General features: G+C 56.3%; 22 protein-coding genes. All 22 read right to left on the bottom strand.

What is annotated here, in order from left to right:
• Positions 1-19: 19 nt before the first annotated feature.
• Positions 20-2,635 carry a type VI secretion system ATPase TssH gene (tssH, locus tag O1723_RS09130; protein ID WP_014884220.1) on the bottom strand — a complete coding sequence of 872 codons (2,616 nt, stop codon included), beginning with the start codon at positions 2,633-2,635 and terminating at the stop codon, positions 20-22.
• Positions 2,636-2,673: 38 nt separating this feature from the next.
• Entirely contained in the window at positions 2,674-3,717 is a 1,044-nt protein-coding gene (gene tssG, locus O1723_RS09125) for a type VI secretion system baseplate subunit TssG (protein ID WP_014884221.1), read from the bottom strand.
• Positions 3,714-5,585, bottom strand: a complete 1,872-nt coding sequence (gene tssF, locus O1723_RS09120) for a type VI secretion system baseplate subunit TssF (protein ID WP_014884222.1) — start codon at positions 5,583-5,585, stop codon at positions 3,714-3,716. The genes tssG and tssF overlap by 4 nt, the downstream gene beginning before the upstream one ends.
• A gap of 2 nt (positions 5,586-5,587) precedes the next feature.
• On the bottom strand, positions 5,588-6,151 hold the full coding sequence (gene tssE, locus O1723_RS09115) for a type VI secretion system baseplate subunit TssE (protein WP_014884223.1): 564 nt from the start codon (positions 6,149-6,151) through the stop codon (positions 5,588-5,590).
• On the bottom strand, positions 6,144-6,956 hold the full coding sequence (locus O1723_RS09110; protein WP_014884224.1) for a type VI secretion system accessory protein TagJ: 813 nt from the start codon (positions 6,954-6,956) through the stop codon (positions 6,144-6,146). The genes tssE and O1723_RS09110 overlap by 8 nt, the downstream gene beginning before the upstream one ends.
• Before the next feature lie 9 nt (positions 6,957-6,965).
• Positions 6,966-7,958: a hypothetical protein gene (locus O1723_RS09105; RefSeq protein WP_014884225.1), complete on the bottom strand. Its 993-nt coding sequence runs from the start codon at positions 7,956-7,958 to the stop codon at positions 6,966-6,968.
• A 16-nt stretch (positions 7,959-7,974) separates the two neighbouring features.
• Complete coding sequence (locus O1723_RS09100) at positions 7,975-8,772, bottom strand: PP2C family protein-serine/threonine phosphatase (protein WP_014884226.1); 798 nt, start codon at positions 8,770-8,772, stop codon at positions 7,975-7,977.
• Positions 8,769-10,523 carry a type VI secretion system-associated FHA domain protein TagH gene (gene tagH / locus O1723_RS09095; protein ID WP_479983871.1) on the bottom strand — a complete coding sequence of 585 codons (1,755 nt, stop codon included), beginning with the start codon at positions 10,521-10,523 and terminating at the stop codon, positions 8,769-8,771. The genes O1723_RS09100 and tagH overlap by 4 nt, the downstream gene beginning before the upstream one ends.
• A gap of 87 nt (positions 10,524-10,610) precedes the next feature.
• Entirely contained in the window at positions 10,611-11,027 is a 417-nt protein-coding gene (locus O1723_RS09090) for a hypothetical protein (RefSeq protein ID WP_014884228.1), read from the bottom strand.
• Positions 11,021-12,010, bottom strand: coding sequence for a hypothetical protein (locus O1723_RS09085; RefSeq protein ID WP_023338416.1), 990 nt, complete (start codon positions 12,008-12,010; stop codon positions 11,021-11,023). Before O1723_RS09085 ends, O1723_RS09090 begins: the two co-directional genes overlap by 7 nt.
• A gap of 582 nt (positions 12,011-12,592) precedes the next feature.
• Positions 12,593-13,075, bottom strand: a complete 483-nt coding sequence (locus O1723_RS09080; RefSeq protein WP_014884229.1) for an Hcp family type VI secretion system effector — start codon at positions 13,073-13,075, stop codon at positions 12,593-12,595.
• 179 nt (positions 13,076-13,254) lie between these two features.
• Entirely contained in the window at positions 13,255-13,680 is a 426-nt protein-coding gene (locus O1723_RS09075) for a T6SS amidase immunity protein Tai4 family protein (protein ID WP_014884230.1), read from the bottom strand.
• Positions 13,677-14,183 carry a type VI secretion system amidase effector protein Tae4 gene (locus tag O1723_RS09070; RefSeq protein WP_014884231.1) on the bottom strand — a complete coding sequence of 169 codons (507 nt, stop codon included), beginning with the start codon at positions 14,181-14,183 and terminating at the stop codon, positions 13,677-13,679. The genes O1723_RS09075 and O1723_RS09070 overlap by 4 nt, the downstream gene beginning before the upstream one ends.
• A 65-nt stretch (positions 14,184-14,248) precedes the next feature.
• A complete protein-coding gene (tssC, locus tag O1723_RS09065; protein WP_038421111.1) occupies positions 14,249-15,748 on the bottom strand; it encodes a type VI secretion system contractile sheath large subunit in 1,500 nt (499 codons plus the stop codon).
• A 3-nt stretch (positions 15,749-15,751) separates the two neighbouring features.
• The gene (gene tssB, locus O1723_RS09060) at positions 15,752-16,276 is read right to left on the bottom strand and encodes a type VI secretion system contractile sheath small subunit (RefSeq protein ID WP_014884233.1); all 525 of its coding nucleotides are present in this window, start codon (positions 16,274-16,276) and stop codon (positions 15,752-15,754) included.
• Positions 16,277-16,351: 75 nt separating this feature from the next.
• Positions 16,352-17,368: a type VI secretion system protein TssA gene (tssA, locus tag O1723_RS09055; protein WP_014884234.1), complete on the bottom strand. Its 1,017-nt coding sequence runs from the start codon at positions 17,366-17,368 to the stop codon at positions 16,352-16,354.
• 11 nt (positions 17,369-17,379) lie between these two features.
• Positions 17,380-18,096, bottom strand: coding sequence for a type VI secretion system-associated protein TagF (gene tagF / locus O1723_RS09050; protein WP_014884235.1), 717 nt, complete (start codon positions 18,094-18,096; stop codon positions 17,380-17,382).
• A 16-nt stretch (positions 18,097-18,112) separates the two neighbouring features.
• Complete coding sequence (gene tssM, locus O1723_RS09045; protein WP_014884236.1) at positions 18,113-21,733, bottom strand: type VI secretion system membrane subunit TssM; 3,621 nt, start codon at positions 21,731-21,733, stop codon at positions 18,113-18,115.
• 2 nt (positions 21,734-21,735) lie between these two features.
• The gene (locus tag O1723_RS09040) at positions 21,736-22,974 is read right to left on the bottom strand and encodes a DotU family type VI secretion system protein (protein ID WP_014884237.1); all 1,239 of its coding nucleotides are present in this window, start codon (positions 22,972-22,974) and stop codon (positions 21,736-21,738) included.
• 17 nt (positions 22,975-22,991) lie between these two features.
• On the bottom strand, positions 22,992-24,335 hold the full coding sequence (tssK, locus tag O1723_RS09035; RefSeq protein WP_014884238.1) for a type VI secretion system baseplate subunit TssK: 1,344 nt from the start codon (positions 24,333-24,335) through the stop codon (positions 22,992-22,994).
• A gap of 28 nt (positions 24,336-24,363) precedes the next feature.
• A complete protein-coding gene (tssJ, locus tag O1723_RS09030) occupies positions 24,364-24,867 on the bottom strand; it encodes a type VI secretion system lipoprotein TssJ (protein WP_014884239.1) in 504 nt (167 codons plus the stop codon).
• Between the two features lie 23 nt (positions 24,868-24,890).
• Positions 24,891-25,385: a hypothetical protein gene (locus O1723_RS09025; protein WP_014884240.1), complete on the bottom strand. Its 495-nt coding sequence runs from the start codon at positions 25,383-25,385 to the stop codon at positions 24,891-24,893.
• Positions 25,386-26,131: the final 746 nt, after the last annotated feature.

The raw sequence follows: 26,131 nt of genomic DNA, 5'->3' as shown, positions 1-26,131 counted from the left end.
ACAGTTCTCTTGATGATTATTACGCGGCAAACTGACAGTGAAACTCGCCCTGCTCGCAGGTGACATGCAGACGTCGGTACTGCTCGTCGCTGCGGCTGGCGGTAAGTAAGATCTGGCTCATCTGAGGCAGCAGGGTGTTGGTCAAAATAGCATCTACCATGCGGCCACCAGACTCCACCTCGGTACAGCGCTGAACAATCTGTTCCACCACGCTGTCGTCAAACTCAGAAATGATATTGTGATTCTCTTCCAGACGACGCTGAATGCGCTTGAGCTGCAGGCGAACAATCTGCCCCAGCATCGCGTCGCTGAGCGGGTAATACGGCACCACCAGCAGGCGGCCCAGCAGCGCAGGCGGAAACACCTCCAGCAGCGGCTGGCGCAGCGCGCCGCTTAAGGCGTCCGGTTCCGGCATCAGTTCCGGATCGGCACACATAGCGCTGATCAGGTCAGTGCCAACGTTGGACGTCAGAATAATAATGGTGTTGCGGAAATCGATGTGGCGTCCCTCACCGTCCTCCATCCAGCCTTTGTCAAAGACCTGGAAGAAGATTTCATGGACGTCCGGGTGCGCTTTTTCAATTTCATCCAGCAGCACGACGCTATACGGACGGCGGCGCACGGCCTCGGTTAAGACACCGCCTTCACCATACCCGACGTAGCCCGGCGGCGCACCTTTTAAGGTGGAAACGGTGTGCGCTTCCTGGAACTCACTCATGTTGATAGTGATAACGTTCTGCTCGCCGCCGTACAGCGATTCCGCCAGCGCCAGCGCGGTTTCCGTTTTACCGACGCCGGATGGACCGCAAAGCATAAAGACGCCCACCGGTTTGTTGGGATCGTCGAGTTTTGCCCGCGAGGTTTTCACGCGACGGGCAATGAGATCCAGACCGTGACGCTGGCCGATAACGCGCTGGTTCAGCGTGTCGGCGAGATTCAGCACCGCGTCGATCTCGTTTTTCACCATCCGCCCCAGCGGGATCCCGGTCCAGTCGGAAACCACTGCGGCAACCACGTTTTCATCTACCGCCGCAAACAGCAGCGGCTCATCGCCCTGCAACGTTTTCAGCGCCAGCTGCTGTTCCGCCAGCTGGCTGTGCAGCCCGGCGGACTCCTCCTCGCCCGCGGCAAACAGCGCGGCGCGCAGGCGGATAATCTCCTGCACCAGACTGCGCTCCTCTTCCCAGCGCTGGGTCAGGGCTTCACGTTTGCTTTCATACGCATCACGTTCTGTGATTAACGCCGTTACGCGCTCATAAACGCCTGCACCAACGCGCGCTTCGCGTTCGGCTATCTCAATCTCCACGTCCAGCGCGGCAAGATGGCGCAGGCAATCTTCCAGTTGCGCCGGTGGCGCGCTCTGGCTGACCGCCACGCGGGCACAGGCGGTGTCGAGCAGCGCAACGGCTTTATCCGGCAGCTGACGCGCCGGGATATAGCGATGCGACAGCTTCACCGCCGCGCTGACCGCTTCGTCGAGCAGCAGCACCTGGTGGTGGGTCTCCAGCGGCGATACGGTACTGCGCAGCATCAGAATGGCTTTCGTTTCGTCCGGCTCGTGAACCTGCACCGTCTGGAAACGACGGGTCAACGCCGGATCTTTCTCGATGTATTTTTTGTATTCCGCCCAGGTGGTGGCGCCGATGGTACGCAACTGTCCGCGCGCCAGAGCGGGCTTCAGCAAGTTCGCCGCATCGCCGGTCCCCTGCTGGCCGCCTGCGCCAATCAGGGTGTGGATCTCATCGATAAACAGAATAATCGGCGTGGCGCTGGACTGAACCTCGTTGATCAACGCCTGCAGACGGGCTTCAAACTCGCCCTTCATGCCTGCGCCAGCCTGCAGCATGCCGATATCCAGCAGCCACAGCTGAATATTTTGCAGCGGCTCCGGCACGTCGCCATCGGCGATACGCAGCGCCAGCCCTTCCACCACCGCCGTTTTCCCGACCCCGGCCTCACCGGTCAGCAGCGGGTTGTTCTGGCGGCGACGCATCAGGATATCGACCATCTGGCGGATCTCTTCATCACGCCCGACGACCGGGTCAATCTTCCCTTCGCGGGCGCGGGCGGTGAGATCCTGGCCGTACTGAGCCAGCGTACCCTGCGCTGCCGGTACCGCACCCGCTGGCGCCTCGACGGTGGCCGCAGCCTGCTGCGTCTCTTTGCTGTTGGCGCAAACCGTATCGAACTGCTCGATCAGCACCTCGACGTTAAGACGGGTGAACTGCGCCGAAATGCTTTTCAGCACGTTTGCCAGGTTCCAGGTTTTGAGCAGGCCGATCAGCAAATGGCCGCCACGTATGCGGCTGACGCCAAACTTCAGCGAGCCATAGACCCAGGCGCGCTCTACGGCGCTGTCGATATGTTCGGAGAGATCGGAAACGGAACTCGCGCCGCGCGGCAGCGCATCCAGCGCGGCCACGATATCGCGCGTCAGTTGCTGTTCATCGAGGGCAAAGTGGCGGATGACCTGCTGCAAATCGCCATCCTGCTGTTGCATCAGTTGATGCAGCCAGTGCACCAGCTCAACATAGGGGTTACCGCGCAGCTTGCAGAAGGCAGTCGCGCTTTCCAGCGAGGTAAATAACAGCGTATCCAGTTTGCCGAAGAGCACGGCACGGCTAATTTCTGACATGTTAGTTTCCATTAACAATGATTCGGTATACGGAAGGATTACCGCTCTGCGCGATAGACCAGATCGCCACGCGGGACAGGCTGCGGCTGAAGGCCCAGCCAGGTGTTGTAGCCTAATTGCCCATTGCTGCCGAGGGAGGTACCCTGCACCGCGCTTTCATGCAGGATCACCCGCGTTTCCCATTCAAACTCCACCCCAATGTACTGGCGCACCCAGTCGCGCAGTTCGGTGACCCACGCTTCGCCAGGTAAAAACCGGTTGTACTCTTCAGCGCTCAGCGGGCCGATTTCAATACGAAACTTATGCTGTACGTCGCGGACGGCGACGCCAAGAAAGGCGGATTCCCCCATGCGCGGCATACGGCGACCTTCCCCCAGCTGTGCCTGCTCATGCGTGGAGAGCGGCATCCACTGCGGCACGTTGCTTACCAGCCTGACCGGGGCGTTAAAATAGTTGCGCAGGATCTTCTCCAGCCCCTCCGGATCCCGACCGTGACGGGTCAGATGCCCGGCGTGGGTAAAGCGGGCATGGGCGCTCAGGCTGCCTTTATTCATCTGCCCCGGTTGTCCCATGCCAATCAGCGAGGCCAGGTAGCCCTCAAAGCGTTTGTTGTCAGCGCGATCAAGGGAGACGGCAGGCTGCGCATCCGCCCAGGCGCGGTAAAACAGCAGCGTCAGACGATGATGAAACAGATCGACAAACGCGCTCAGGCTGGTGTCCTGATGATGATGAATACGCTCGCGGGCATATTCGGTCATGTGAACCGGCAGCGGGCCGTTCGGACCAAACAGCCCGAAGCTGAGGATAGACACCTCATGCAGCCCGCTCTCTTCCCGCAGGCTAACCTCGGCCAGCGTCGACGGCGCAAAGCTCATCGACGGCTGCTGGCCGATGCGCAGCGGCTCAAATTTCGGCAGCGGCGCGCGTCCCAGCGGGTAGCGCTCGCCGCCCTGGGCATCAATACGCCTTAACAGCTGAAACAGATCGTAGCGCCAGGGCGTTTGACGGACCCCGTGCCAGAACGTCTCCGGCAGCTTCGTCAGGCGATGCACGCGCAGCGGTGCAGTGGCAGCGTCACTCATACCAGCGCCCTTTTACCCATTCTCGGTGCCCAGTAGCCGATCTCGCCGCGCTGCTGACTCTTCAGGGTGAACTCAGTAAAACTGTTGATGGATACCAGTCGGGCAAACAGGCGTTCCAGCACGCTGCCGAAAAGCCACGGGCTGGCACCGGAAAACGCCCGCTCGTCTACGGTCAGGGTAATGCCGATTCCGCGGGCGAAAACGACCGGACCGGGTTCAGGCACGCGGCGGTGAACCGGCTCCAGCACGCAGTGGCGAACCCCCTCCACCTGACGCGCCACGGCCGTTTCGGCCAGGTTGGCATACAGCCCTAACAGCTGACGAAGCGCGGCAGCCCCCTCTTCATTCTCGCTGTCCATCAGGCTGAGGTAGTTCATCTGCAGCTGGCTGATAAGCCGCCAGGTGCTGAACCCTTCTGCCAGCGCCGGACGCGGTGGCGTCGGGCCTTTACGCAGGGTCAACGATTTCACCGGCATGGAGTCGGCCATGATGAACTGCCCAAGCTCCTGCTGTAGCATCAGCGGCAGGTCGCGGCTGGTGCAGAGCACCTCGGCAGAGATGTAGCGCAGGTTTTCCTGCCACGGGGCGTGCTGTTCATCCACCAGCGAAACAAACACCTCTGAACCGATATAGCCGGTACGGGTGCCGTAGCGCTGGGCATGCTCAGAGAGCACGCGCTGTTCCCGGCGCAGGGAAAAATAGGCTCCGTAGTTGCCCGCATCCCCGCTCCAGGTGCTCCAGAAAGGACGAAACGTCTGGTCGTCACGCTGACCGTCCGCGCTGCCGAAGATTTTATTCACCGCGTAAATTTCATAATCCAGCGGGCGGATGTTATCGACCACCAGATGGTATTCGTGCTGGCCTTCATTCAGCTTTTGACGCGCCGCCACCTTCGGGAACAGGTTGATGACTGGCGTGCAGTGCAGCGCCAGATGGCTGGCATCCACCACGCGCTCCAGCTGTTCATCTGATTTATCCAGCAGGATGAAGATATCGAAGGCTTTTTCGCCTTCACAGCGCTGGAGCAGCGTGCTCAGGCCGCTCAGGCTGATGAAGCGGAAACGGGCTGGGAACGCGAAATACTCCTGCAGCAGACGATAACCGTCAAAGTTGCGCAGATCGTCCGGGAGCAGTGCCTGATCCGCGGCAAAGCCCTCCTGACACAGGGCATCCGACGCCAGCAGCTGTCGCTGAGGTTGCGGGCTGACCGTCTGGCAGACGATCCCGGCGTGATGTTCCATCACCAGCTCCAGCAGCTTCAGCGCTTCAATGTCCGGGCCGCTGAGGAAAAACGTCAGCTGGTCGAAATTCAGATGGCCGAGGTTTTGCGGGCCGTCGCAGGCAATGCGGATCCGCAACGCGCTGTTGATCCCCCGCTGGCTTAACCCCAGCTGTGCCAGCGGCAGGTCAGCAGGCACGCCGCCCAGCTCCACGTTGTCAATTTTCAGCGGCAGCAGATTAACCTCGTGCGCCGTAGTATAGCTGCAGGTTACGCCGGTCTTTTTCAGCGCCAGGCTGTCCATCATGGTGCCGCGCGGCACAATAAAGCCATTGCTCAGGTCGCCCCGGCTGCTGTCGGGCTCGATTTGCGCAATCGCCATTGATGGGGTTGGCGCGAGGTAATTCGGCGCGATCATCTCCAGCAGACGCTGGGAGAAACGCGGAAACTCGGCATCCATTTTCATCTGCACGCGGGAGGTCAGAAAAGCGAAACCTTCCATCAGGCGTTCCGTGTACGGGTCCGCCACTTCAATGCCGCGCATGCCCAGTCGTCCGGCGACTTTTGGGTAGCGCTCGGCAAACTCGGCCCCCATTTCACGCAGGTAGGCCAGCTCACGGTTGTAGTATTCGAGCAGTTTACTTTCCATGATTACCCCGCATCTTTCAGTTCAAAATGGCCGTTTTCCAGATCGACATCGGTGCGAAACAGAAACTCCAGCGGGTACGGAACACACCATAAACGCCCTTTTATCTCAATGGAGAGCACGTTGTGCAGATCCAGCGAGGAGGTATCCGACACGCAGCGCACCTGCAATCCCTGCGGCAAAATGCGCGGTTCAAAATTGATGATGGCCTCGGTGAGCTTGCGCTGAATATCGTGCCATTCGATATCTGACATTCGCTTACCTGCGAGCGGCGCGACGCCGAAGTTGATCACCGAGCGGCTCACCTGCGGCAAGGCGCTCAGATCGCCGGAGGCATCATGGTTGATGGTATTAAACAGCCACTGCAAATCCCGCAGGACATTGCGACGCAGCGCAGCGTGGGTGATCAGATTACTGTTGGCTGGCTCACGCTTTTTTTCCGGGTCGTTATCCGTAAGGCGATCCAGCAGCGAGGGCTGCATTTTGTCGCGCGCCCCCACCTTATCCTGCTTGCTGCGGGCCTGCCAGCCGCTGCGCAGCAGATCGCCTTCGCCAGCGGGATTACTCATCGGCTCCGTCCGTCGCAAACGTCACGAGGCTTAACGACAGCAGCGGGCTTTCGCTTTGCTCGCTCAGCCAGGCTTTTTGACCCAGCCCTTCATACAGCGTTCCGCTCTCATCAAGCGGATGCCACTCGGTAGTGCGCCCCAGTTTGACCGCATCCGGGGCATCAGCCGCAAAAGGATAGCGCGCCGGGATCTGGCACACCTGCTCGGTACCGTCGGTAAGACGGACCAGCGCATGACGCCAGACCAGATCGGTCACGCTGGCGGGCGCCTGGAAACGGATCTCCGCAATAGCGTTAAACGGCAGCCAGAAATAGCGTCCGTTAACAAGGGTTTCGCACACCGGACCAAGACGGGCATCACCGTCCATCAGCCAGTCAAACGCCTGCGTCTCCTCGTTTTCAAGGATGATGTGTCCCGCCGTTGCCTGCGCCTGTTCAAGGGCTTCCAGACGCAACGCCTGGGCACGCTCGCCCTCTTCGTTAAGCGCGGCGGCAAGCGTGGTCAGCCACGGCCACTGAGATTCAGGCATGGCTGGACGCGCCTGGCCCGCCATCACCTGCGCACGCTGCAGCTCACCCTGAATGGCCTGCTCCAGCAGTGTGACGGTCGGCTTCGCCTGAGGCTTCAGCGCCAGCCAGCTTTTCAGCTGGGTCAGCGCCCGGGTCCAGTTGCCGCTGAGGGTTAAAAACTGCACGAACGCGGCGCGAAGGTCGGCATCTGCCGGACGGGCTTTGATCCCGGCTTCCAGACGCGCCAGCGCGTCATTGAGCGTTTCACCCGCCAGCTGTTGATAGAGCGTATTCATAACCATTCCTTAATTCGCCGCGCGCCATGCGCCCACGGCCGGATCGCGCAGCTGAGGGCGCAGGGTGTCAATCAGAACGATATTCAGTGAGGTGCCGGGTGCGACCCAGGCGCTCCAGGTTTTCTTCACCGCCGCAATACGCGCCTGCAGCTTTGCATCATCGCTGGCGGTTTCACGGGAAATCTCTACTGCCACCGTGCCGTTACTTTTCCAGCCGTTGAGCGCGTTATCGTAAGGCAGGATCATCCAGCTCTGGTCGCTGTTTGGGGTGCTGAACACCATGCGCTCTTTGTTGACGGAGGTGATCAGCGCGTTTTCCGGGTCAGCGTTTTGATTCAGCCCCATGACCGGGAAGCCATGAATGTACGTCACAGCCATCTCTTTTTGCCCGCCGTTGCGGGACTGGGAGATCACGGTGTGACCGCTGAGCCAGCTGCCATTGCCGCAGCGGGTGGTATCAGAATCCGGAATAAAGAGCGCCGGTGCGGACGCGCCGCCTTCCCAGAAGGTGCGCAGGTGACAGCCGTCCTGGAGGGTAAACTCCTGCCACGGCGTGCGGTCAGCAGCAACCGTATGGGTTGCAACGTTTTGATCCGGCGGCATTAACGCGCCGCTGGCAGTGGTCGTCGTCACGGCTGGCGTCGCCTGCTGCTGTTTCACCACCAGCGCCCACTCCTGCGCTTTGGCGGCGGTTCCTTGCGCCAGCGTCGTTCCCGCCGGATCGTTGAGCGTCCAGCTGAGCGTGTTCACTTTGCTGCACTGGTGTTCCAGCAGTGACCCAAGACGTGGCACGAAGTTTTCCAGCACAGAGACATCCTTCTTGCCGTTCGCCACGATGCGCAGTGCCACCTCCGGCTTACACCAGCTTTGCGGGGTGTTGTCTTTGATGTTGTCGATCCAGATATCCAGCTTCTGCGCAGGAGACTGCACGATGCGGAAATTCTCAGCCTGCGCGGTGGAGGTCACCGCCAGAAGTGCCAAACCCGATAGCCAAAGTTTCATATCGTTCCTTGTGTGTCTAATCAGTTCCGCAGGGAAGAAATTGTGCTGCATCAGAGAGGGTATGCAGCAAAGTGGTGTCCTGAGGGTTGCCCATCCATACCGCCAGGGCGGTGTAGTTATCCTGCGCATTTCCCTCCTGCTCGCCATTCTTTTGAATGATTTGGTTCATTAAGGTCAGCCATTCCTGGGGCGTATTGACCATATGCAGCGATTGCTTCATTTGCTCTTCGCTGACGCCGTGCCAGAACCCGTCGGTGCAGAGCAGGAATGCATCGCCGTCTTCGACCTGCACGACATCGCTGTAGCTCGCTTCCGGCCCACCGTTTTCAATCCCCAGCGCCAGATAGAGCAGATTACTGTTCAGGTTGTCGGTCTGGTGCCCGGCATCTTTCATCTGCTGCACCAGGCTGTGGTCGGTGGTGACATGCCACAGCCATCCCCGGCGAAACAGATACAGACGGCTGTCTCCGGCATGCGCCCAGTAGGCCAGGCCATAATCACGGTCAATAAACAGGCTGACCAGCGTCGTGCCCATCCGGCGATAATCCTGAACGGCCTGCTGTTCGCTGAGAATGGTGCGATTCGCGGTCTGCACATAATCACGGATATGCTGCGCGTTAAGGTGTTTGTCGCCATCGAAGCGGGAAATAATACTGTTGCGGGCCAGTTCAGCGGCCACCTCACCGCCCGGCAGGCCAGCGATGCCGTCACAGACGACAAAGCAGGCTGAACGTTCCCCTATGGTTTCTCCCGTCTGATCCTGGTTGCTGGCGCGCGTCCCCTGGCGGGAGAGAGAAGCCGTTGCGATATTCATTTGTCTTCCGATCCGCTCTGTGAGTCTTTGTACTGATTCACCTCCATGTCATACGCATGAAGGAAGGCTTCGCCGAACAGGGTGTGGAAGTCATCCTCAATCTCGCCCGCCGTCTCGCCATAGCTGCGAACAAAATAGTCCCACAGGGCGGCTTTACGGCTGCCCGGCAGCGCCAGACGCGAGGTCATGCCGTTTTGCTTCGCCTGCTCTTCCAGCTGTTCGGGATTGAAGGACTGCAGCATCGCGGCAATAATAGCGCGGATGCCGGAGATCATGCCCAGCTGGTGCGCCTGCAGATCGATCAAGGCATCGCGCACGGATTTCGTTGGCGGCATAAAGCCCGGCATCGGGGTGCCGAACATCTGGATCAGAACCGTTTTCCCGGTCGGCAACAGCTTGAACGGGTTGTTGGCATCGTCCAGCACCATGGTCATATCGGCTTTTACGCCGCGTTTAAGAATAGAGCGCGAGGAGAGCAGCGCCACGGTGCCCTGAGAGAACATGCCGAGGATCTGCCCCAGCTGACGCATATTTTCCCGGTCAAACTGCGGGACAGGCTGCATTTCGCTCAGCCCCATCCCTTCCAGCAGTGCCTGCAGCAGTTCCCCCTGCAACACATCGCCCTTCTCTCCAGTGTTCGCGGTAGCCGATGGCGAGGCAGCGTTATTAACCGGATCGATACGCAGTCGGCCCCTAGGGGTCTGAGCGCTGCTGCGCGCAACGGCCTGCGGCGTAGGCATCGTGAAACCTGCGTAATCTGGTCTCACCGGCTCCTCTTCTGCACGCGGCGTTTCCTGCGGCTCAGGGGCAAAAAGCGGGGAACCGGCAAGGACGTCTTCCTCCTGCTCAGGCTCAGGCGCTGGCTTTTCGTCAGTGATGTCATCCGGATGGGTTAACGGCGCCCCGCCCATCAGCCCGAGCGGGTCATCATTGCGTGCAGCCGGCGCGCTGGCCTTGCCACCAAATAGCGCCAGCGGATCGAGTTCATCTACCGCCTCTTCTTTAGGGGCGGGTTGAGTCTCAACAGGTGGCACCAGTGTGGAAGGCGTCACGTCGTCGAAAATGCTCTCTTTTTTGAACAGCGTTTCTTCGCCGAACAGCGTGTCCGGGTCGACATTCTTACGCTCAAGCGTGGGATCGCTGTCGTTGAACATCGCCAGCGGATCTTCAGCATTACGCTCCGGCGCCGCAGGCTGAGAGAACGGATCCTGCGAAGCCGCTGACTGCGGTTTTGCACGGTTGCTGGAGATGCTGTCGGAGATAGAAAACTCCTGCATCAGGCTATCCCAGATTTCCGACGGCACGGCAGTCGGTTCCGCTTTACCGCGTGGCGCAGGGTTCGCAGGCTTCGGTTGCGATGCTGGCGCTGGCGCGGCTGTCGGATGCGCCTGCTGCTGCATGCTGGCGGCCATGCGGCTCACCGGCTGCGTGTCGTGGATAAGTTCGGCCACTTCGATACGGTAGTCATCAATACCGAGAATGTCGCCATCCTGCAGTTCAACCTGACGCCCCCGCTCCAGCGGAATATCATTTAATACCACGCGGGTGACGCTGCCACGGTTAGTGACGCGACATTCACCATTGGCGTCAACGTGAACAATGGCCTGCAGGCGCGAGATGGTGCGGTCATTGTCCGGCAACACCAGATTGTTATCCGTACCGCGCCCAATGGTGCCGCCCGGGGCATAAAAATCACAGCTGCTCTGCGGCGGCTGATGACCGGGTTTCGTAGAAATAATCGTGAATCGCATGGCGTATTCCTGCTGGTATGATTAGCGCTCAAACGCTGCCGCTCTCGGGGGTGAGAACGGCGGCGTTTGAGAAATTGAATATCAAAACTATTTAATGAAGGTGATAAAATATAATCCAACAATTAGCCATAGAGTGAATATTAATGCCTGTAGCTTATAACGACGATGTAACTTTAGTATCCAGCCAATTCTTTCTTCAGGTAACGACTGCACATATTTATAAGCTTCTTCCTGAACAAGCCTTTCACGCGTAAATTTCATTTCAATGCCTTTATAAAGGCGAACGAACCAGATTATTTTTTGATAATTAGCCAGCGAACCAAAAAAAGAAGCATAGTCGGTTACAAGATCCAGATCATATCCTTTGCGCCGATAGTCTGAAAGTAACTGATTATAATCAGCCTCGTGTTTTTTGAAATAACGAGAACTGAGCAGATCCATAATTATAACAATCAACAATAAAACCACGATAAGAAATAATAGTAAATTCTCTATATTCACCATATTTTATCCATCATATACTCAGTCGCTCCGCCCGCTATCTCACCACCAACGTATCCACCTGCAGCTGCCCCGACAATGGAGCAGGCGAGCAGTCCTACGCCCCCCGTCGCAACACCAAGCGCAACGCATACACCAGCACCTGCCATGGCTCCGTATTTACCACCGTAAATACCCCCTGCCAGGCTTGCACCAAAGCTGCTGTATTTTTTCACAGCAACTTTAGAGCAACTCTGCTCTCGTCCCGCGGTGCAGGCATTGTAAACTTCATTAGTGGTATTTGCACCTGCAAAACCTATTGCAAGCCACCCTCCCGCTTTAAGAAAACGAGCGGCCTTAGAGGCATTATCGATATATGTTGAATAACCACGAATAGAAGCGACTCCGGCTGTACTCCATTCATGTACAATGGATCTGCTTGACAAGCCTAATGCATGCTTCAATTCGTTATAAGGTTTCATCTTTAAGGTCAGACGAGACAATTTGTTTAATAAACCATCCAACTCAGAAAAGAGGCTCTGACGCTCAACAAAAAACTGTTGGCTTATCAATGTCCCTTGTGCTCTGTACTGATTCTGGTAAGCCAACTCAATGGATTTAAGTTTTTTTTCTATTTCACTAAAATATTTTTCGCCTGCATCAGCAACGACACCAAGGGACTTATCCATAAAATTAGTGACTGCAGCTATAGTACTAAAATGTTGGTTAAAGAAATTCGCTTCTCCAGAGTTAAGATCGGCCAGAGCACCATTGACTTTCTTTTTAGCAAGCTGTAATTGCTTAAGTTGCACAGAATTATTACTTCCCGGCACATCTAGAATCAACATCTGCCCAGGCTTTGACCACTGCGCATCACTATTAACCTGCATGAAATAACGTGCAGCATCACTATTTGGATTATTGAATAAAAGCCTTGCCTGGAAATCCAGGGTTCCGGGTTGCTGAACAATACAATATCCCGGATTAACTAATGATTGACTAGCCATATTCATTCCCATTGATTTTCACAAATAAGCACTCGCATTCAAATAAAAATGGAGGTGAACCAGCATCCAAACGTTGATGTTTTCTTAAAAAACGGCAACGTTTAAAAACTCTCCTACTCTGTTTTGGCTAGCGATAACTCACCTCTGGCATTTACACTGAGAATAAAGCGAGCCGCATAGCGAAGTTCCGTATTATGAGTTCTCGCCTTCAATACCACATCATATTCCCCTGACTGCCAGTCCACTTTATCCCAGCGAAGACACTCTTCAGAGTTTAAAATGTGGGTGGAAGGAAATGTTCCTGGAGAGAAAGCAATTTCCCATTTGTTACCTACACGTCGAGATATAGAAGGTTCGTAAACTAACACAGGCTCACTTAGCCTCATGTCATTCGAAATCCCAAAACAGGGTACATTTTTTTCCACCTTAACAGTTAAACTTTGAAACTGAACAGGGTGGGATATGCAGGCGCTACATGATAATACAATGGGTATAACCGTTAACGCTCTTTCCATCGCAAAAACACGCCGAATAGTGAACCAATCATAATGGCCGGGGAAAACTCCCCGGCCACATGCGCAATTACGCTTCTTTGTTTTCTTTGATGTTCCAGCCAGCGCTGCTTTCAGCACCTTTACCACCGGCAGTGGTCTGCTCCCAGTACTGCTGTTTCACTTTCGCAGCCTGGAACGCGTAGGTCACACCAACGGTATCGCCGTTGTCTGCACCGGTGTACTGAACAGAAGTCACGAGCACATCTTCCAGCGTGATGCGGGTATATTCCACCTGCTGACCACCGGCTTTACAGACGGACAGTTCAACTTTGGTCAGGTGTTTACCGCTGGCGCAGTGTTTCAGGATTGCAGTGGTGGATTTGTCGATCAGAGCATTAACGTGCAGATCGTTAAAGTTTACTTTACCGGCACCGCCGCCACCGCCAACGCTCATATTACCTGGCTGGGAAGCGCCCCAGGAGAAGGAGGTAATATCAGTCCAGCCGGTGTGGTTAGAATCTTTAGATTCGCCCGTAACACCCTCGACCTTCAGAAACATATCAATAGCCATAATATCTACTCTTCGTGGATGAACAATATTGCTTTCGAAAAAGCACTTATATGGCAAACAGGAAAGCATGGGGCTGAATAAAACCGTCCATATTTTACCTCTGCCTCATATCAAATGACCCGTGTCATTTGACAGTCTTACATTCCCCCTGAATAAATGGAAAGAATGTGAAGTCTTTACTACTGCGGGTTATCCTGAAGCCAGGTGCGGTCAGGATTGCCGATAATTAATTGAGGTGCAAGTTTATTAAGTTCGTCGCTATGATAAAGACGTAGACAGTTTAACGTTACGCCTTTGACATCGGGTTTTATCTCAGAATGAAAGGCATTAGTTGCGCCTTTATATTTATTAATAAGGGCATTAATTTTGTCATTGCCATTTTCAATATCGAAAGGTATCCATTCCAGTAATGCATTACTGCTTCGGGCAGCATCCAGAGAAAACTGGCTTTTATCATCTGAAACTTGTGCCAGGCAGCGAGAAAAAACAACGTCTTTAATAACTTGCTTATAAGGCATTTTTTTGACAAAGAACACCGGATCGTCAGTTGCATAAACAGAGGCGGAACTGGTGAGCAACAGTAGACTGGCAATTATTTTTTTCATGGCAACTCCCAAAAATTGGCTTTGGTCGTCGTGTAATTCGTCTCCGGTGCATTGAAATAACAGTGATCTGAACAGGTTAAACCATTCCAGAATGTGGCATGACCTGCGGCGTCACTCCAGCCCTGTACCTCAAACAGAATTACGCCCTTTTTGTTGGCTAATTGCTGAACGGGTAAGGAAGGATAACTCACGACCATGTCAGGTTTTCCCCACTGACGCGTCAACCAGGCAATGACATCCTTTACGCGGTAGAAGTACCATTTATTATCAGCACCGGATACCGTGAGATTTGCAATACGCGGAACGGGATGTCCGGTATAGTTAAGAACATAACTCATGCGTACGGCACAACTATTTGACCACCCGCCCTGATCTTGCGGTATTTCGAAGTTGTGCTTAACCTTGCCGCCGATAACTTGCTTAACTTTGCCGATAGAATCATTTGCATCGTAAATACGTGTTGCCGCCGCCCAGGCAGCAACAAACGAAGGTCTCGCGGTCATATTTCCTCTCAAATTTCCATGCTATAAAGCAAACGCCGGGCATGGCCTCCCGGCGGCACTCATCATCACGCGTCTTTCGTCTTCAGCGACGGCAGTTTAGAAACCAGACGCAGGGAAACGGTCAGGCCTTCCAGCTGGTAGTGTGGACGCAGGAAGAACTTCGCGGCGTAGTAACCCGGGTTGTCTTCAATCTCCTGCACCTGCACTTCCGCAGCCGCCAGCGGTTTACGGGACTTGGTTTCCTGAGAGGAGTTCGCCGGGTCACCGTCCACGTAGTTCATTACCCAGTCGTTCAGCCAGCGTTCCATCTCTTCGCGCTCGCGGAAGGAGCCGATTTTGTCGCGCACGATGCACTTCAGAAAGTGGGCAAAGCGGCAGCAGGCGAACAGGTACGGCAGACGAGAGGCCAGACGCGCATTCGCAGTGGCATCCGGATCGTGGTACTCGGCCGGTTTTTGCAGAGATTGCGCGCCAATGAAGGCGGCAAAATCAGAGTTTTTACGGTGAACCAGCGGCATGAAGCCGTTTTTCGCCAGCTCGGCTTCGCGGCGGTCGCTGATGGCGATCTCGGTCGGGCATTTCATGTCCACGCCGCCGTCATCGCTTGGGAAGGTGTGGCACGGCAGGTTTTCGACTGCCCCACCGGACTCCACGCCGCGAATCGAGGTGCACCAGCCGTACTCTTTGAAGGAGCGGTTGATGTTGGCCGCCATCGCATAGGCGGCGTTCGCCCACGAATAGCTGTTGTGGTTTGCGCCGTCGGTCTGCTCTTCAAAATCAAAGCTGTCGACCGGGTTAGTGCGGATGCCATACGGCAGGCGCGACAGGAAGCGCGGCATCACCAGCCCCAGGTAGCGGGCATCTTCAGATTCACGCAGTGAACGCCAGGCCGCGTATTCGGTATTCTGGAAGATTTTGGTCAGGTCGCGCGGGTTAGCCAGCTCCTGCCAGGACTCCATCTGCATCACGCCCGGTGCGGTACCGGTGATGAACGGACAGTGTGCCGCAGAGCCGATGCGCGCCATTTCGCCCAGCAGCTCAACGTCCTGCGGGCTGTGGTCGAAGTAGTAGTCGCCCACGATGCAGCCAAACGGCTCGCCGCCAAACTGACCATACTCCTGCTCGTAGATTTTCTTGAAGATCGGGCTCTGGTCCCAGCCCACGCCCTTGAAGCGCTTCAGGGTACGGCCCAGCTCCTGCTTGGAGATGCTCATAAAGCGGATCTTCAGCATCTCGTCAGTTTCGGTGTTGTTCACCAGGTAGCTCAGACCGCGCCAGGCGCTCTCCAGCTTCTGAAACTCTTCGTGGTGAATGATCTGGTTCACCTGCTGAGAGAGCTGTTCGTCGATACCGGCAATCAGGTTCTGAATGGTGCGATAGGTATCGTTAGAGAAGGTAACGGTATTCTCCAGCGCCTGCTGTGCCAGGGTCTTGACCGCGCTTTCAACGGCAGAACGCGCCTGATCGGTTTTCGGGCGGAACTCTTTGTTCAGCAGCGCGCTGAATTCATCCTGGCTGAAGGCCTGACCCGCCTGCTGCTCATGTTGTTGAGTCTGGTTGCTCATCGATTATTCCTCGCTACCTTTCGCACTGTCGTCATTTTTCGGCAACTGGCTCAGAGATTTGAGCAGCGTCGGATCCTGCAGAATTTTTGCGATCAGCTCTTCCGCGCCGTTTTTGCCGTCCATGTAGGTCAGCAGGTTGGAGAGCTGAGTACGTGCTTCCAGCAGCTTGTTCAGCGGCTCCACCTTGCGGGCCACCGCGTCCGGCAGGAAGTCGTCCATGCTGTCGAAGGTCAGATCGACGTTGAGCTTACCTTCGCCGGTAAGGGTATTATCCACCTGGAACGCCACGCGCGGCTTCAGCGCCTTCATGCGTTCGTCAAAGTTGTCGATGTCGATTTCAAGGAATTTGCGATCGTCGACCGCCGGCAGGTTTTCCACCGGTTTACCGACCAGATCGGCCATGACGCCCATCACAAACGGCAGCTGAATCTTACGTTCTGCACCGTAGATCTCTACGTCGTACTCGATCTGCACGCGGGGGGCACGGTTACGTGCGATGAATTTCTGCCCACTGTTACTCATTGCCATGATGTTCTCCATCAAAGATGCGCGGTGAAGGTGAAACGGCAGGCTCCATGCCTGTCGTCATAATGCCTGGACGCGTTATTCGCGGCGTCCAAAGATGTTTTCCAGTTGGTTAACGCCGTCTGGCGCCAGGTCGCGAATAATGTCCATAAAGTTAAGTTCTGACAGCCGCTGCACCCGTTCAATCATCAGCGGTGCGGGGTGGCTCGGTTCGTACTGCGCAAAATACTGTTTTGCTTTTTCCAGCATCAGCTGCGCATCGGCACGGCTGGTGACCTGCACGCTGCGCCAGTCGGTAACCGGCTGAGCGGGTTGCGTTGCCGCAGGTTGATGATCGGCTTGCGGTTCAGCCTGCGCCTCACGGCCCGGCAACAGTTTGCTGATGTCGGTCACCTGACAGGCACTGGCGACCAGTCCTGTGGTCTTCAGCAGTTGCTCCATCTCGGGTACACCGCTTTCACCGAGATATCCGGTAAGCAGCGCGCGGATGGCCAGCAACCGCTCGTTAATCACGATTACCGCGGCAGTCCCTGGCTGATCGCCGCGGGCCAGTTCGTCAATCAATCTTGGACGGCCCCCCGGATAGTCCGGGCATTCAGTTTTACTGCCGTCCAGCAGTGCCTGGGCGTCCCGCAGCGAAATTTCATCGCCGTTTGAACGCAGCAGCGAGGCGTTGCGTACCGCAATGGTGAGTTCAGATTTATCGCTCAGCCCCGCCAGGGCATTAATCCGATAGAACGGGTCGGTTTCGCCATACTCCTCCAGAAGCGGATAGAGCGGCTCCCAGTAGCGCGCGAGCGCCTCCTGCACCAGCAGCAGCCCGTCTGCGTAGCCTGCCAGCCCGCGGCGGCGTGTCCACGCATGGGTTAGCGCCAGCATCACGCGCAAATCTTTCGTGCGCGCCAGCAGGCTGGTGGCGTATTTTTCTACCGTGTTCCAGTCAGCAGGCTCTGCCGGGATAATGGTGTCGCCAAACTGCTGTTCCGCTTTCCCCTGGCTTGCCTGGTTCATCACCTGGAAGTCAGCGTCGTATTCCAGATTGTCGCCACAGGGTTTATCCGGGCTTATGGGCGCGAGAAATTCTTCGATATTCATGAGATCCCTGCTTATTCAAACATGGGCGGATAAAGACCGTGACGTCCCGGGCGGGCGCCCCCTGCCGGGTCGAACAGCAGGGTGAAAAGCTGCCCGGTAAAGTTGCCGCTGTGGACATGGGTGTACAGCGGGTAACCGTCGCAGCGGTTGGTCCACCAGTAGCTGGTCTGACGCAGCGGGTCAAAACACTCTGCCGCCTGCGGCCAGCCCAGCGTGCTCTGACCGTCCTCGTCATAGCCAATCACGTCAAGGATGTCGGAACGCTTTTGCGGCTCGACGGGCTGCGGAGCAGGAATGGACATCAGCATCTCATCCAGCTGCGAGGCGGAAAAACTGTTGCGCACCGCGTGCAGTCCCAGACGACCTATCTGCTGATACCAGCTTTCCGCCTGGCTGAGCAGGCTGGTCGACCACTCTGACGGGGCGAAGCTCAGCTGGATGCACACCGGGTATTGTCGGCCAACGCTGTCCCGACCGGGCAGCAGGCAGCCCATCTGGATCATCTGGCTGCCCAGCATTGGGGGGACAACAAAATTCCACACCGGCGCTTTGGTGAACGGGCGTTCTCCGCTACGCTGCTCTTCCTGCTGCCAGGCAAGCAGGCCAACCTGAAACCAGTGCGACCACTGGCGCTGTAAGGTGTCAGGAAAGCGGCGCTGCAGGAAATCTCCGGCGCTGGGTAATTTGCCATACCAGCTGTAGCGGTTCATCGCAGGGGTATTCGTCATACGGCTGTCCTTGCGGTTATGGGCATGAGAAACGGGGTAGCTGGAACGGATTGCGAATGCTGTTTGGCGCAAACTCCAGCGTGACCTGATGTCCGTCGACGTTGAAGGTGGCCTGACGGCTCAGGCTACCGGCGCCCGGGCTGGTGCTCGCTTTGTCGAAAAAGCGGTTGAGTGCCCAGGCACCGTTGGTCACCAGCGTCGCCGTGCTGCCGTTAGCCAGCCCCAGCTGCATGCGGACCTGGTTGGTGCCGCCCGGCCCCGGCCAGTTCATGATTTGAACGGCTTGCGGACCGTGGCTGTAGCGCAGCAGCTGGCCGTCAACGTCCAGCGTCAGGTTCAGGATGGTGTTATCCATTCGCACGGTGCGTACCGTGACCTTGAAAGACGGCGTGGTGGCACCATTCGCAAAGAAAGCGTCGCGAATCGACTGGGCCTGCTGGAACGGTCTCAGCAGCCCTTCACTTCCCGGCAGCGTTTTACCGTCGATGCCCGGCATAAAGCGCCAGTTTGCCTGGGTGGTATCGACTTTATTGGTCAGGTTGTCGCGAAAGAAGTTGTCCATCAGCCCGGTACCTGGCGCAAACATGCGGGCGAGGTCGTCTGGGGTAACTTCCATGCTGGCGCTACGCACCAGCGGATAACGCCCGGCAATTGCCTGGCGGCAGAACCCGCCCACTTCGACGTTAATCCGCTTACGCACGTTCTCCAGATCGCGGCGCTGGGTATCGCTGCTGGCACCTACCGCCATATTGCTGAACATGGTCTGCAGCCCACCCGGCAGACGACCGGCGCTGGCCTGCAGACGGCTGATCGCCTCGCCGCCCGGCGCTGGCATGCCGCTGTTGGCGGCATCCTGTACGGCGGTCAGGTAACGATAAAGCTCATCCACCTGCTTAAGAAAATCATCAAAGACGATGGTCTTGCCCCCCTTCTCCAGCGGCTGGGCCAGCTCAATCATCGGGGCGTAGTGGTCCGTCACCAGCTGTTCCGGAGCCTGGGTAACGGCAGCGGCCTGCGTCGGGGCAGTGTCATTATTGCTGAACAGCGCTTCCAGCGTGCGGGTGGCACGGTTGCTCTGCGCCTGCGCTTTACCGGCGTCTTCCGGGGCTGGCGTATCGCGCGACAGCGTCAGCACCTGGCTCAGGTTCTGCACCAGACGGCGCAGGGGTGAGTTTGCGCCTGAGAGCAGACGCGCTGTATTGATGCGCTGGGAAAGATCGGCGCTGTTGTTAAGCTGAATGTCGGCGAGAAAGCGATCCCAGGTAGCGATAAAGTCGCGCATGTAGAGCTGACGCACGGCGTTGTCAATCTGCTGTTTATCCTCCTGCGCCGTCGCGGCGCCCAACACCCAGGCGTCGTCTTCATGCAGTGCGGTGGTCACGCTGTCGATCTGGCTGTTAAAGCTTTTCCAGTAACCGTCTGGCGTATAAAGACCCGGCACGCCGTCGCTTACCGACTTGCCGCTTTTGCGTGAAAACACCAGCTCGCTCTGCGGTCCGCCCAGGTCGGAAAGGGAGACCGGCTTAAGGTTTTCGTCATGCTCCAGCAGACGCTTAAGACGACCATACACGCGAGTGGATAACGGCTGCTGATTGATCAGCGCGCGTTCACGCGCCACCAGGGACGCGTCCTGCGCGTACGGCGAAGCCTGAATTTTCGGCTCCAGCAACTGCGTCAGGTGCCATTCAAGCTGTTGCAGCTGCGCTTTCGTCACGTTCTGCGGCAGGTTACGCTGCAGATTGAGCATCACCCATGAATGCAGGAATTTGCCGTCGTAGTGCTTCGGCTGGTAAAGCATCTGATAGGCTTTCAGCGCTTCATAGCTGTACTCCACGTCGCTGCCATTATCGTTGCGAAGCCAGGTGGTGATGTGCATGGCGACCGCTGGCAACAGCAGCTGATCCAGCGCTTTCTGGTACAGAGACTGAGAGGCATCGCTGACGTCATCTCCGCGGTAGAGCCCCATGCGACGGGAAACCGGCGGATCGTTTACATCAAACGCATCGCTTTTTGGCAGATCAACCAGACCATTCATCAGCGGCAGCAGATCGAACAGATCGCGCTGCGGCTGGTTCTGCAAGGCTTTGCTCTGCTGATCCAGCAGCGGCACCTTCGCATCCACCTCTTCCAGATAGGCCTTATTTTTGGCATAGCTGGTCAGCCACAGCCCGCCGAGTATCACCAGCAGGGCCAGCAGCGCCGCATAGCCGGACCAGATCACCGCCCGGTTACGCAGTTCCCACCAGCGGTTTTCTCCGGCAATGCCGGCTTCCTGGAAAATGACGTTTTGCAGCAGGTTTTTAATAAAGAAGCTTTGGCCTTTCGCCCCAGGGATCGGCGCGTCTTTACTTACCGAATCCCAGTTATCACTCTCTCCCCCTTCCGGCAGAGAGAGCGCACGGTTCAGTTCGCCCATTACGCGGTCAAACGGCATCCCTTCCTGGGTGCCGCTGGCAAAGTAGATCCCACGCGGAGAGAACTCGGTTTCAAAGTTGGAGCGGGCGAAGACCGTGCTCAGGTAATCCGCCAGCAGCGGACGCAATGCGGCGAACTCCTGCGGGAAGAGATACGCTTCAGCACGGGTTTTCGCGTCATGCTCTTTCAGCATGGTTTCCGGCAGCCCGGCATCGAGGCGCTGCTGCAAGAGCGAGAACTCTTGCTGGAAGTTGCCCATCAGGTCGTAATCGGCGTGTTTAGTCTGCTCCCACGGCAGCGTAAAGCCCCAAATCTGGTCCCGCTGCGCTTTGTCGTAGTCGGCAAACCACGCACGGAAACCTTTGAGCAGGTCAGCTTTGGTGACCATCACGTAAACCGGGAAGCGGATACCCAGCTGTTCATGCAGCTCAGAAAGACGCTGGCGCAGATTCACCGCCTGCTGGCGTGACGCCTCCGCAGACTGGGTGAGCAGATCAGAGATGCTGATGGTGACAATGACGCCGTTGATCGGCTGACGACGACGGTACTTACGCAGTAACCCCATGAACTGCAGCCATTCACCGGCATCCTGCACCTGCTCGCTTTCTTGCGTGGTATAGCGGCCCGCCGTGTCGAGCAGCACAGCCTCGTTGGTGAACCACCAGTCGCAGTTGCGCGTACCGCCGATACCCCGCAGCGCGGTCTTACCGAAGCGGTCAGCCAGCGGGAATTGCAGTCCGGAGTTAACCAGCGCCGTGGTTTTACCGGAGCCCGGTGCGCCAATAATCACGTACCATGGCAGTTGATACAGGTATTGCGTGCTGAAGCGTTGCGTCCACTGGGCGCCCTGTCCTGCTTTGCTGAAGTGCGCTTTTTTGAGCATCTGCGCGGCTTCATCGAAACGGCTGGCAAGGATTTGCTCCTCGCTGTTCAGGCGTTTCTGCGGATCCGCCGCTTCCGGGCTGGTGGTGTTCTCGTTGAGCTTGTCCATCAGCTTGCGGTTCAGCCAGGCGTTATAGAGACGCGGCAGAATGTGTCCCTGCGCCCAAAGCAGATAGACCACAGCAATACTGATAATGCGGTTCTGTTCAGATTCCAGGGGTCGGGTATCCACAATGGACAACAGCGGACCAATCATCCAGATCACCGCCGCAAGCGCGGTTACGCCCAGGAAGCTCCACAGAATGCGGTTGGTCAGAATGGAAAGAAGTGTAGTCAGCATCCTTAGTTTCCTTGCGGCAATCCGTTCAGCTCAGCCTGAGTGTTTTCAGGCGACACCAGCAGAGTAATTTCCACACGGCGGTTACGGGCGCGGTTTTCCGGCGTCGTGTTCGGTGCTACCGGGTTAATCTCACCCCGCCCTTCCGCTTTCACGCGGTCTGGCTGAGAGAGGCTTCCTTGAAGCATTTTCTGTACCGAGCGGGCGCGTTCCAGAGAAAGCTCATAGTTGGAAGCGAAGCGCGCGCTGCGGATTGGAACGTTGTCGCTGTATCCCACCACCAGAATTTTGCCGCTGACGTTGTTCATCGCCTGCGCTATGCGGTTAACAACCGGTTCATAACGGTCACGCACCACCGTCGAGGCGGAGGCAAACAGCCCGTCTCCTTTCAGGATAACGACGCTGCGATCCGCTTCATCTTTTACCGCGACCAGACCTGCCTCGATTTCAGGCTTCAGGAAGCCGCGCAGGTTTAGCACTGCGGGCAACTGACGGGCCGGTTGCTGAATGGTGGTTTCCGGCAGCTGGGACTGATAAATCTTCGCCAGGACCGGACTGGTGTTATCGCCAAGACGCCAGTTAAGGACGATATAAAACAGGCAGGCGATAAACCCGGCCAGCGCCACGCAGGCCCACAGGGGAACCATCGGCCGCCACAGCTTACGCAGCACCGGGCGATCTTCCGGGTGGGGAGACAGCGGTGGCGGATAGCTGCCCCGCACGCCGCGAATCATCTGCCACAGCCGCTGCTTGATGGTCTCAAGCTGGGTGCGACCATTGTCCAGCACACGGTAACGCCCTTCGAAACCGAGCAGCAGGCAGTAGTTGATCATCTCCAGCAGCAGGATATGTTCGCGCGGGTTCTGCGACAGACGCGCCAGCAGCTGGAAAAACTTCTCGCCGCCCCAGGTTTCGTTATGGAACGTCACCAGCAGGCCATTGCTTGACCAGACGCCGCTGCTGCCCCAGGGGGTAAGCGCAGCGGCCTCATCCAGCGCCGTGCAAAGGCAGTAACGCGCCCCGACGATCACTTCGTAGGGTAGCCCCGCCTGCTGACAGCGGACTTCAAAACGGCGAATCTCATCGATCAGGCGCTGGCGTAACGCCACCTGATCGTCATGTGAAACCGAATGACGGATCTGCGGAATCGCATTGAGCAGCGGATTAGCGGCCGCCACCAGCTGATTGTTGCTACTGGCTCCGGTAAACGCGGCATCACTGCCGGTATCCTGTCGTTCCTGCATATTAAGCGCTCGCTTTATTATTCTGTCGGGCTACGGATGGCCCAAAACTCCATATCCAGCCCCGGGAACTCCCCTGCCAGGTGCAGGGCGAAGGCGCCGGACTTATCCATCTCGTGCCACAGCTCGCTGCCCTTCTCCAGCTCGAAATAGCTGTAGCCTGCATGCCACGGGATCTGCGGCGGCGCGACCGGCATGGCGCGCAGCATAATGCCCGGCAGCTGAAGCTGGACCAGATCGCGGATTTTCGACACCGGCGCGATTTTCATCTGCGCAGGGAAATGGGTTTGCAGGTGTTCGCCGGGCACATTCGCTTTGACGGCCAGCACGAAGCCAAACTCGCGTACCATGCTGGTTTCAGGAACGGTGGCAATGTTAAGACCATGCGAGCGCTCGTTAAGCGGCAGCTGAATAGCGTGGTCTTCCATCACCAGCGACAACCCCTGACGCAGCATCAGCATCAGCTTACTGAAGCAGTTCGCCAGATCGTCGTGATCGTAGACCGGCAGCACGCTCTCCGTGGTCCGTTGTGGGGTCCAGGTGGCAAGCTCGGACGCAAACGGCAGCCAGCTGCGCCAGAGGGTTTCCGGGTGCAGCAGCGGCAGCGTTTTTAAATGCGAAACCTCGCCAAGATGACGGTTCACCAGCGACAGTAACGTAAATTCAATCAGTTCCGAGGTGTTAAAACGGCCAGGCTGGCGCAGACGGCCGCCGATCTGCTGGCTGCGCTGCACCAGTAAGCCGTGCAGATCGTTAATCATGCTGTAGATCTGCGGACTGTTATTGGCGTTCAGCATCGGCGGGATGTAGCTGTTATCGAGCCGGACGTGGTTGTCGTGGCGTTTTTCAGTGACAAACGCCACGCCGATGGCGGTCCATTCTGCCGTGAGATCTTTTTCCAGCATCAGCGTCAGGCGCAGGCGGCCAAACTGTACGGTGGCATCCCCCACCGACATGGCGTTGTCGTCTTCGACCTCTTGCTCGAACGCGATGAAGCGCGCCAGCGAGGCCGGCTCTTCGCTGAAGATCACCTCTTCCCGCTCGCCACGACGTACCGGCAGTGCGAGCACCACCTTTTCGTTGGTGAGATTGTCAGGGATTTTAAGCGGCACAGGACCATTGCGTCCGTTGCGTACCTGGAAGAAAGTCCCGTCTGGCAGAAGCCCACTGCAGTAGCTCAGGGCAATGCATCCCTGACGAAGCATCGCTTCGTCGAGTTCAACATCAAGAAAGCCCCAAAGATAGGAACGCTGCAACGCACCCCATTCACGAACGTGGTTGAGCAGATAACTTTCAGTCCGCTGAAAATGGTGTGGACGCAGGAACATGCCTTCGGTCCAGACGACCTTTTCTGCTTTCGTCATGATGATGTGTTTCCTGTTGTGAAGCGCGTTACTGGCTGATGACCCGAATGCCATTTACGTCGAGAAAAACGTTGGCCTGGAGTTCATCCGCGGACCATTTCCAGAACTGGTAGATATGATTTTCGCCTGGCACAGGCAGAGGGAGAGACACGCGCCATTTTTTACCATCCAGCTTCTGATATTCCGCCATCACGCCGATGTAGCGAGCCTCGGGATCGCTCTGACCGCTGAGGGTTTTCGACAGCTGTCCCGGCATCAGGAAGAACACATCGCTGTTCAGCAGATTCGCGCCAAGGGTTGCTGACGCGTTGTTCTGCAGGGAATAGAAGTCGCTGGACATGAAATCCGCATCGGATTTCAACAACAGCACACGGACTTTAAGCGGCGCAGAATCATTGATTTGTGGATGAGCCTGAAACTGCAGATTGTAGCGGGAGGGGTCGCTGTGTGAAGACGACGTACAACCACTCACAAGGGCGAAAACCGCCGCGTAAAAGACCAACCACAGCTTATGAAAATTTTTATTATTCATAAAAATACGCCCACGAAAGCCGTTTAGTTCAGGATCCAGGTACCGTTAGCGCTGTCTTTGCAGGCTTTGCTGTTGCCATCGACATCAACGCAGGTCGCTTTTTTACGCGCCTTAGGACGAATGGCCTGTTTACGGACGGTCGCTTCATACTGGTCGGCTTTGATAACCGCACGCATCGGGACGTAACCAATCAGCTGGTCATTACCCTCATCGGCAAGCGCCATCCAGTAGTGTTCAACCTGACCCAGCACCACGTAGGTTTTTCCGGTTTCCAGCGTACGGATAACCTTTCCGCCAAAGTCAGGACGGCTCATCAGGGAAGCCGGATACATGGCACGATAAGGCTCGTTGAGCGGAGTGAATTCCGTCGGCGGCAACACGGCGTGACGGTGCGTTAAGGTGACACCGTTGACCTGACTGGTCACGATCGTGTCGTCGTTGATTGCAGGTTTCTGTGGCGCTTTACAGCCCGCCACCGCCATGACAAACAGAAGTGAAAACAGTACGCGCATTTTCATATGCTTTTCCGTAGCGATATTTCGATAATGGAGATAAGGGGATGAAATTTGACTTAGGTGCTATTGTTAAAATAGTCAGGATAATTTCGGGGTGTTACTATCTTGAGGGCATAGCTACCGCACGAACCTTTCAGAATAAGGCCCAGCGTCTTCCTGACATATTTTGACAAACGGTAAACAAGTTTACATGAGCTTCGCATCAATTCAATATTTACCGCTACGTAAGTGGCGGTTAATGAAGCAGTCGAAACATTATAGGATTTATCTGATAAAAAAAACCCGACATGGCCTACTTTCACTTATTTTCACTCCACACACAGACGTAAGTTATTGTTTTAAAAATAAAAAACACAAAAGAGAACGACTTTCATTAACGCAATAAAGCTATTATCGCCACTACCATAATTAGTAGAATTCTCCTATTGGTGATGTCAAAACAATATATCGCCGATGAATTATTTGTTGCACTAACAGGGTATCTTTAATATTAACCGTACTGCCCGCTCGCAGGACGCCTATTTCACTTATGACGCGGGCGTTAATTTTACTACTCAAAATAACTTTATATTTCACGCTGTGATAATTACCGCATAAGACTTCAAAACAGTCATTAATCATTAAGCCAGAATAAACATTCAGGTCCCTATTTTAATCCTGAAGGTGCTATACCCCCTGCCAGCCGTGGCATTTCTGTTTCTGATCGACCTGAGCCTTCATTCGAAATTTTATCGGTGCTACATCCTTCC

Source organism: Enterobacter cloacae complex sp. HYC080_NIDB (genome assembly GCF_056673325.1).
The sequence above is the reverse complement of the archived record's forward strand: the minus strand, read 5'-3'. Positions and strand labels throughout refer to the sequence as shown.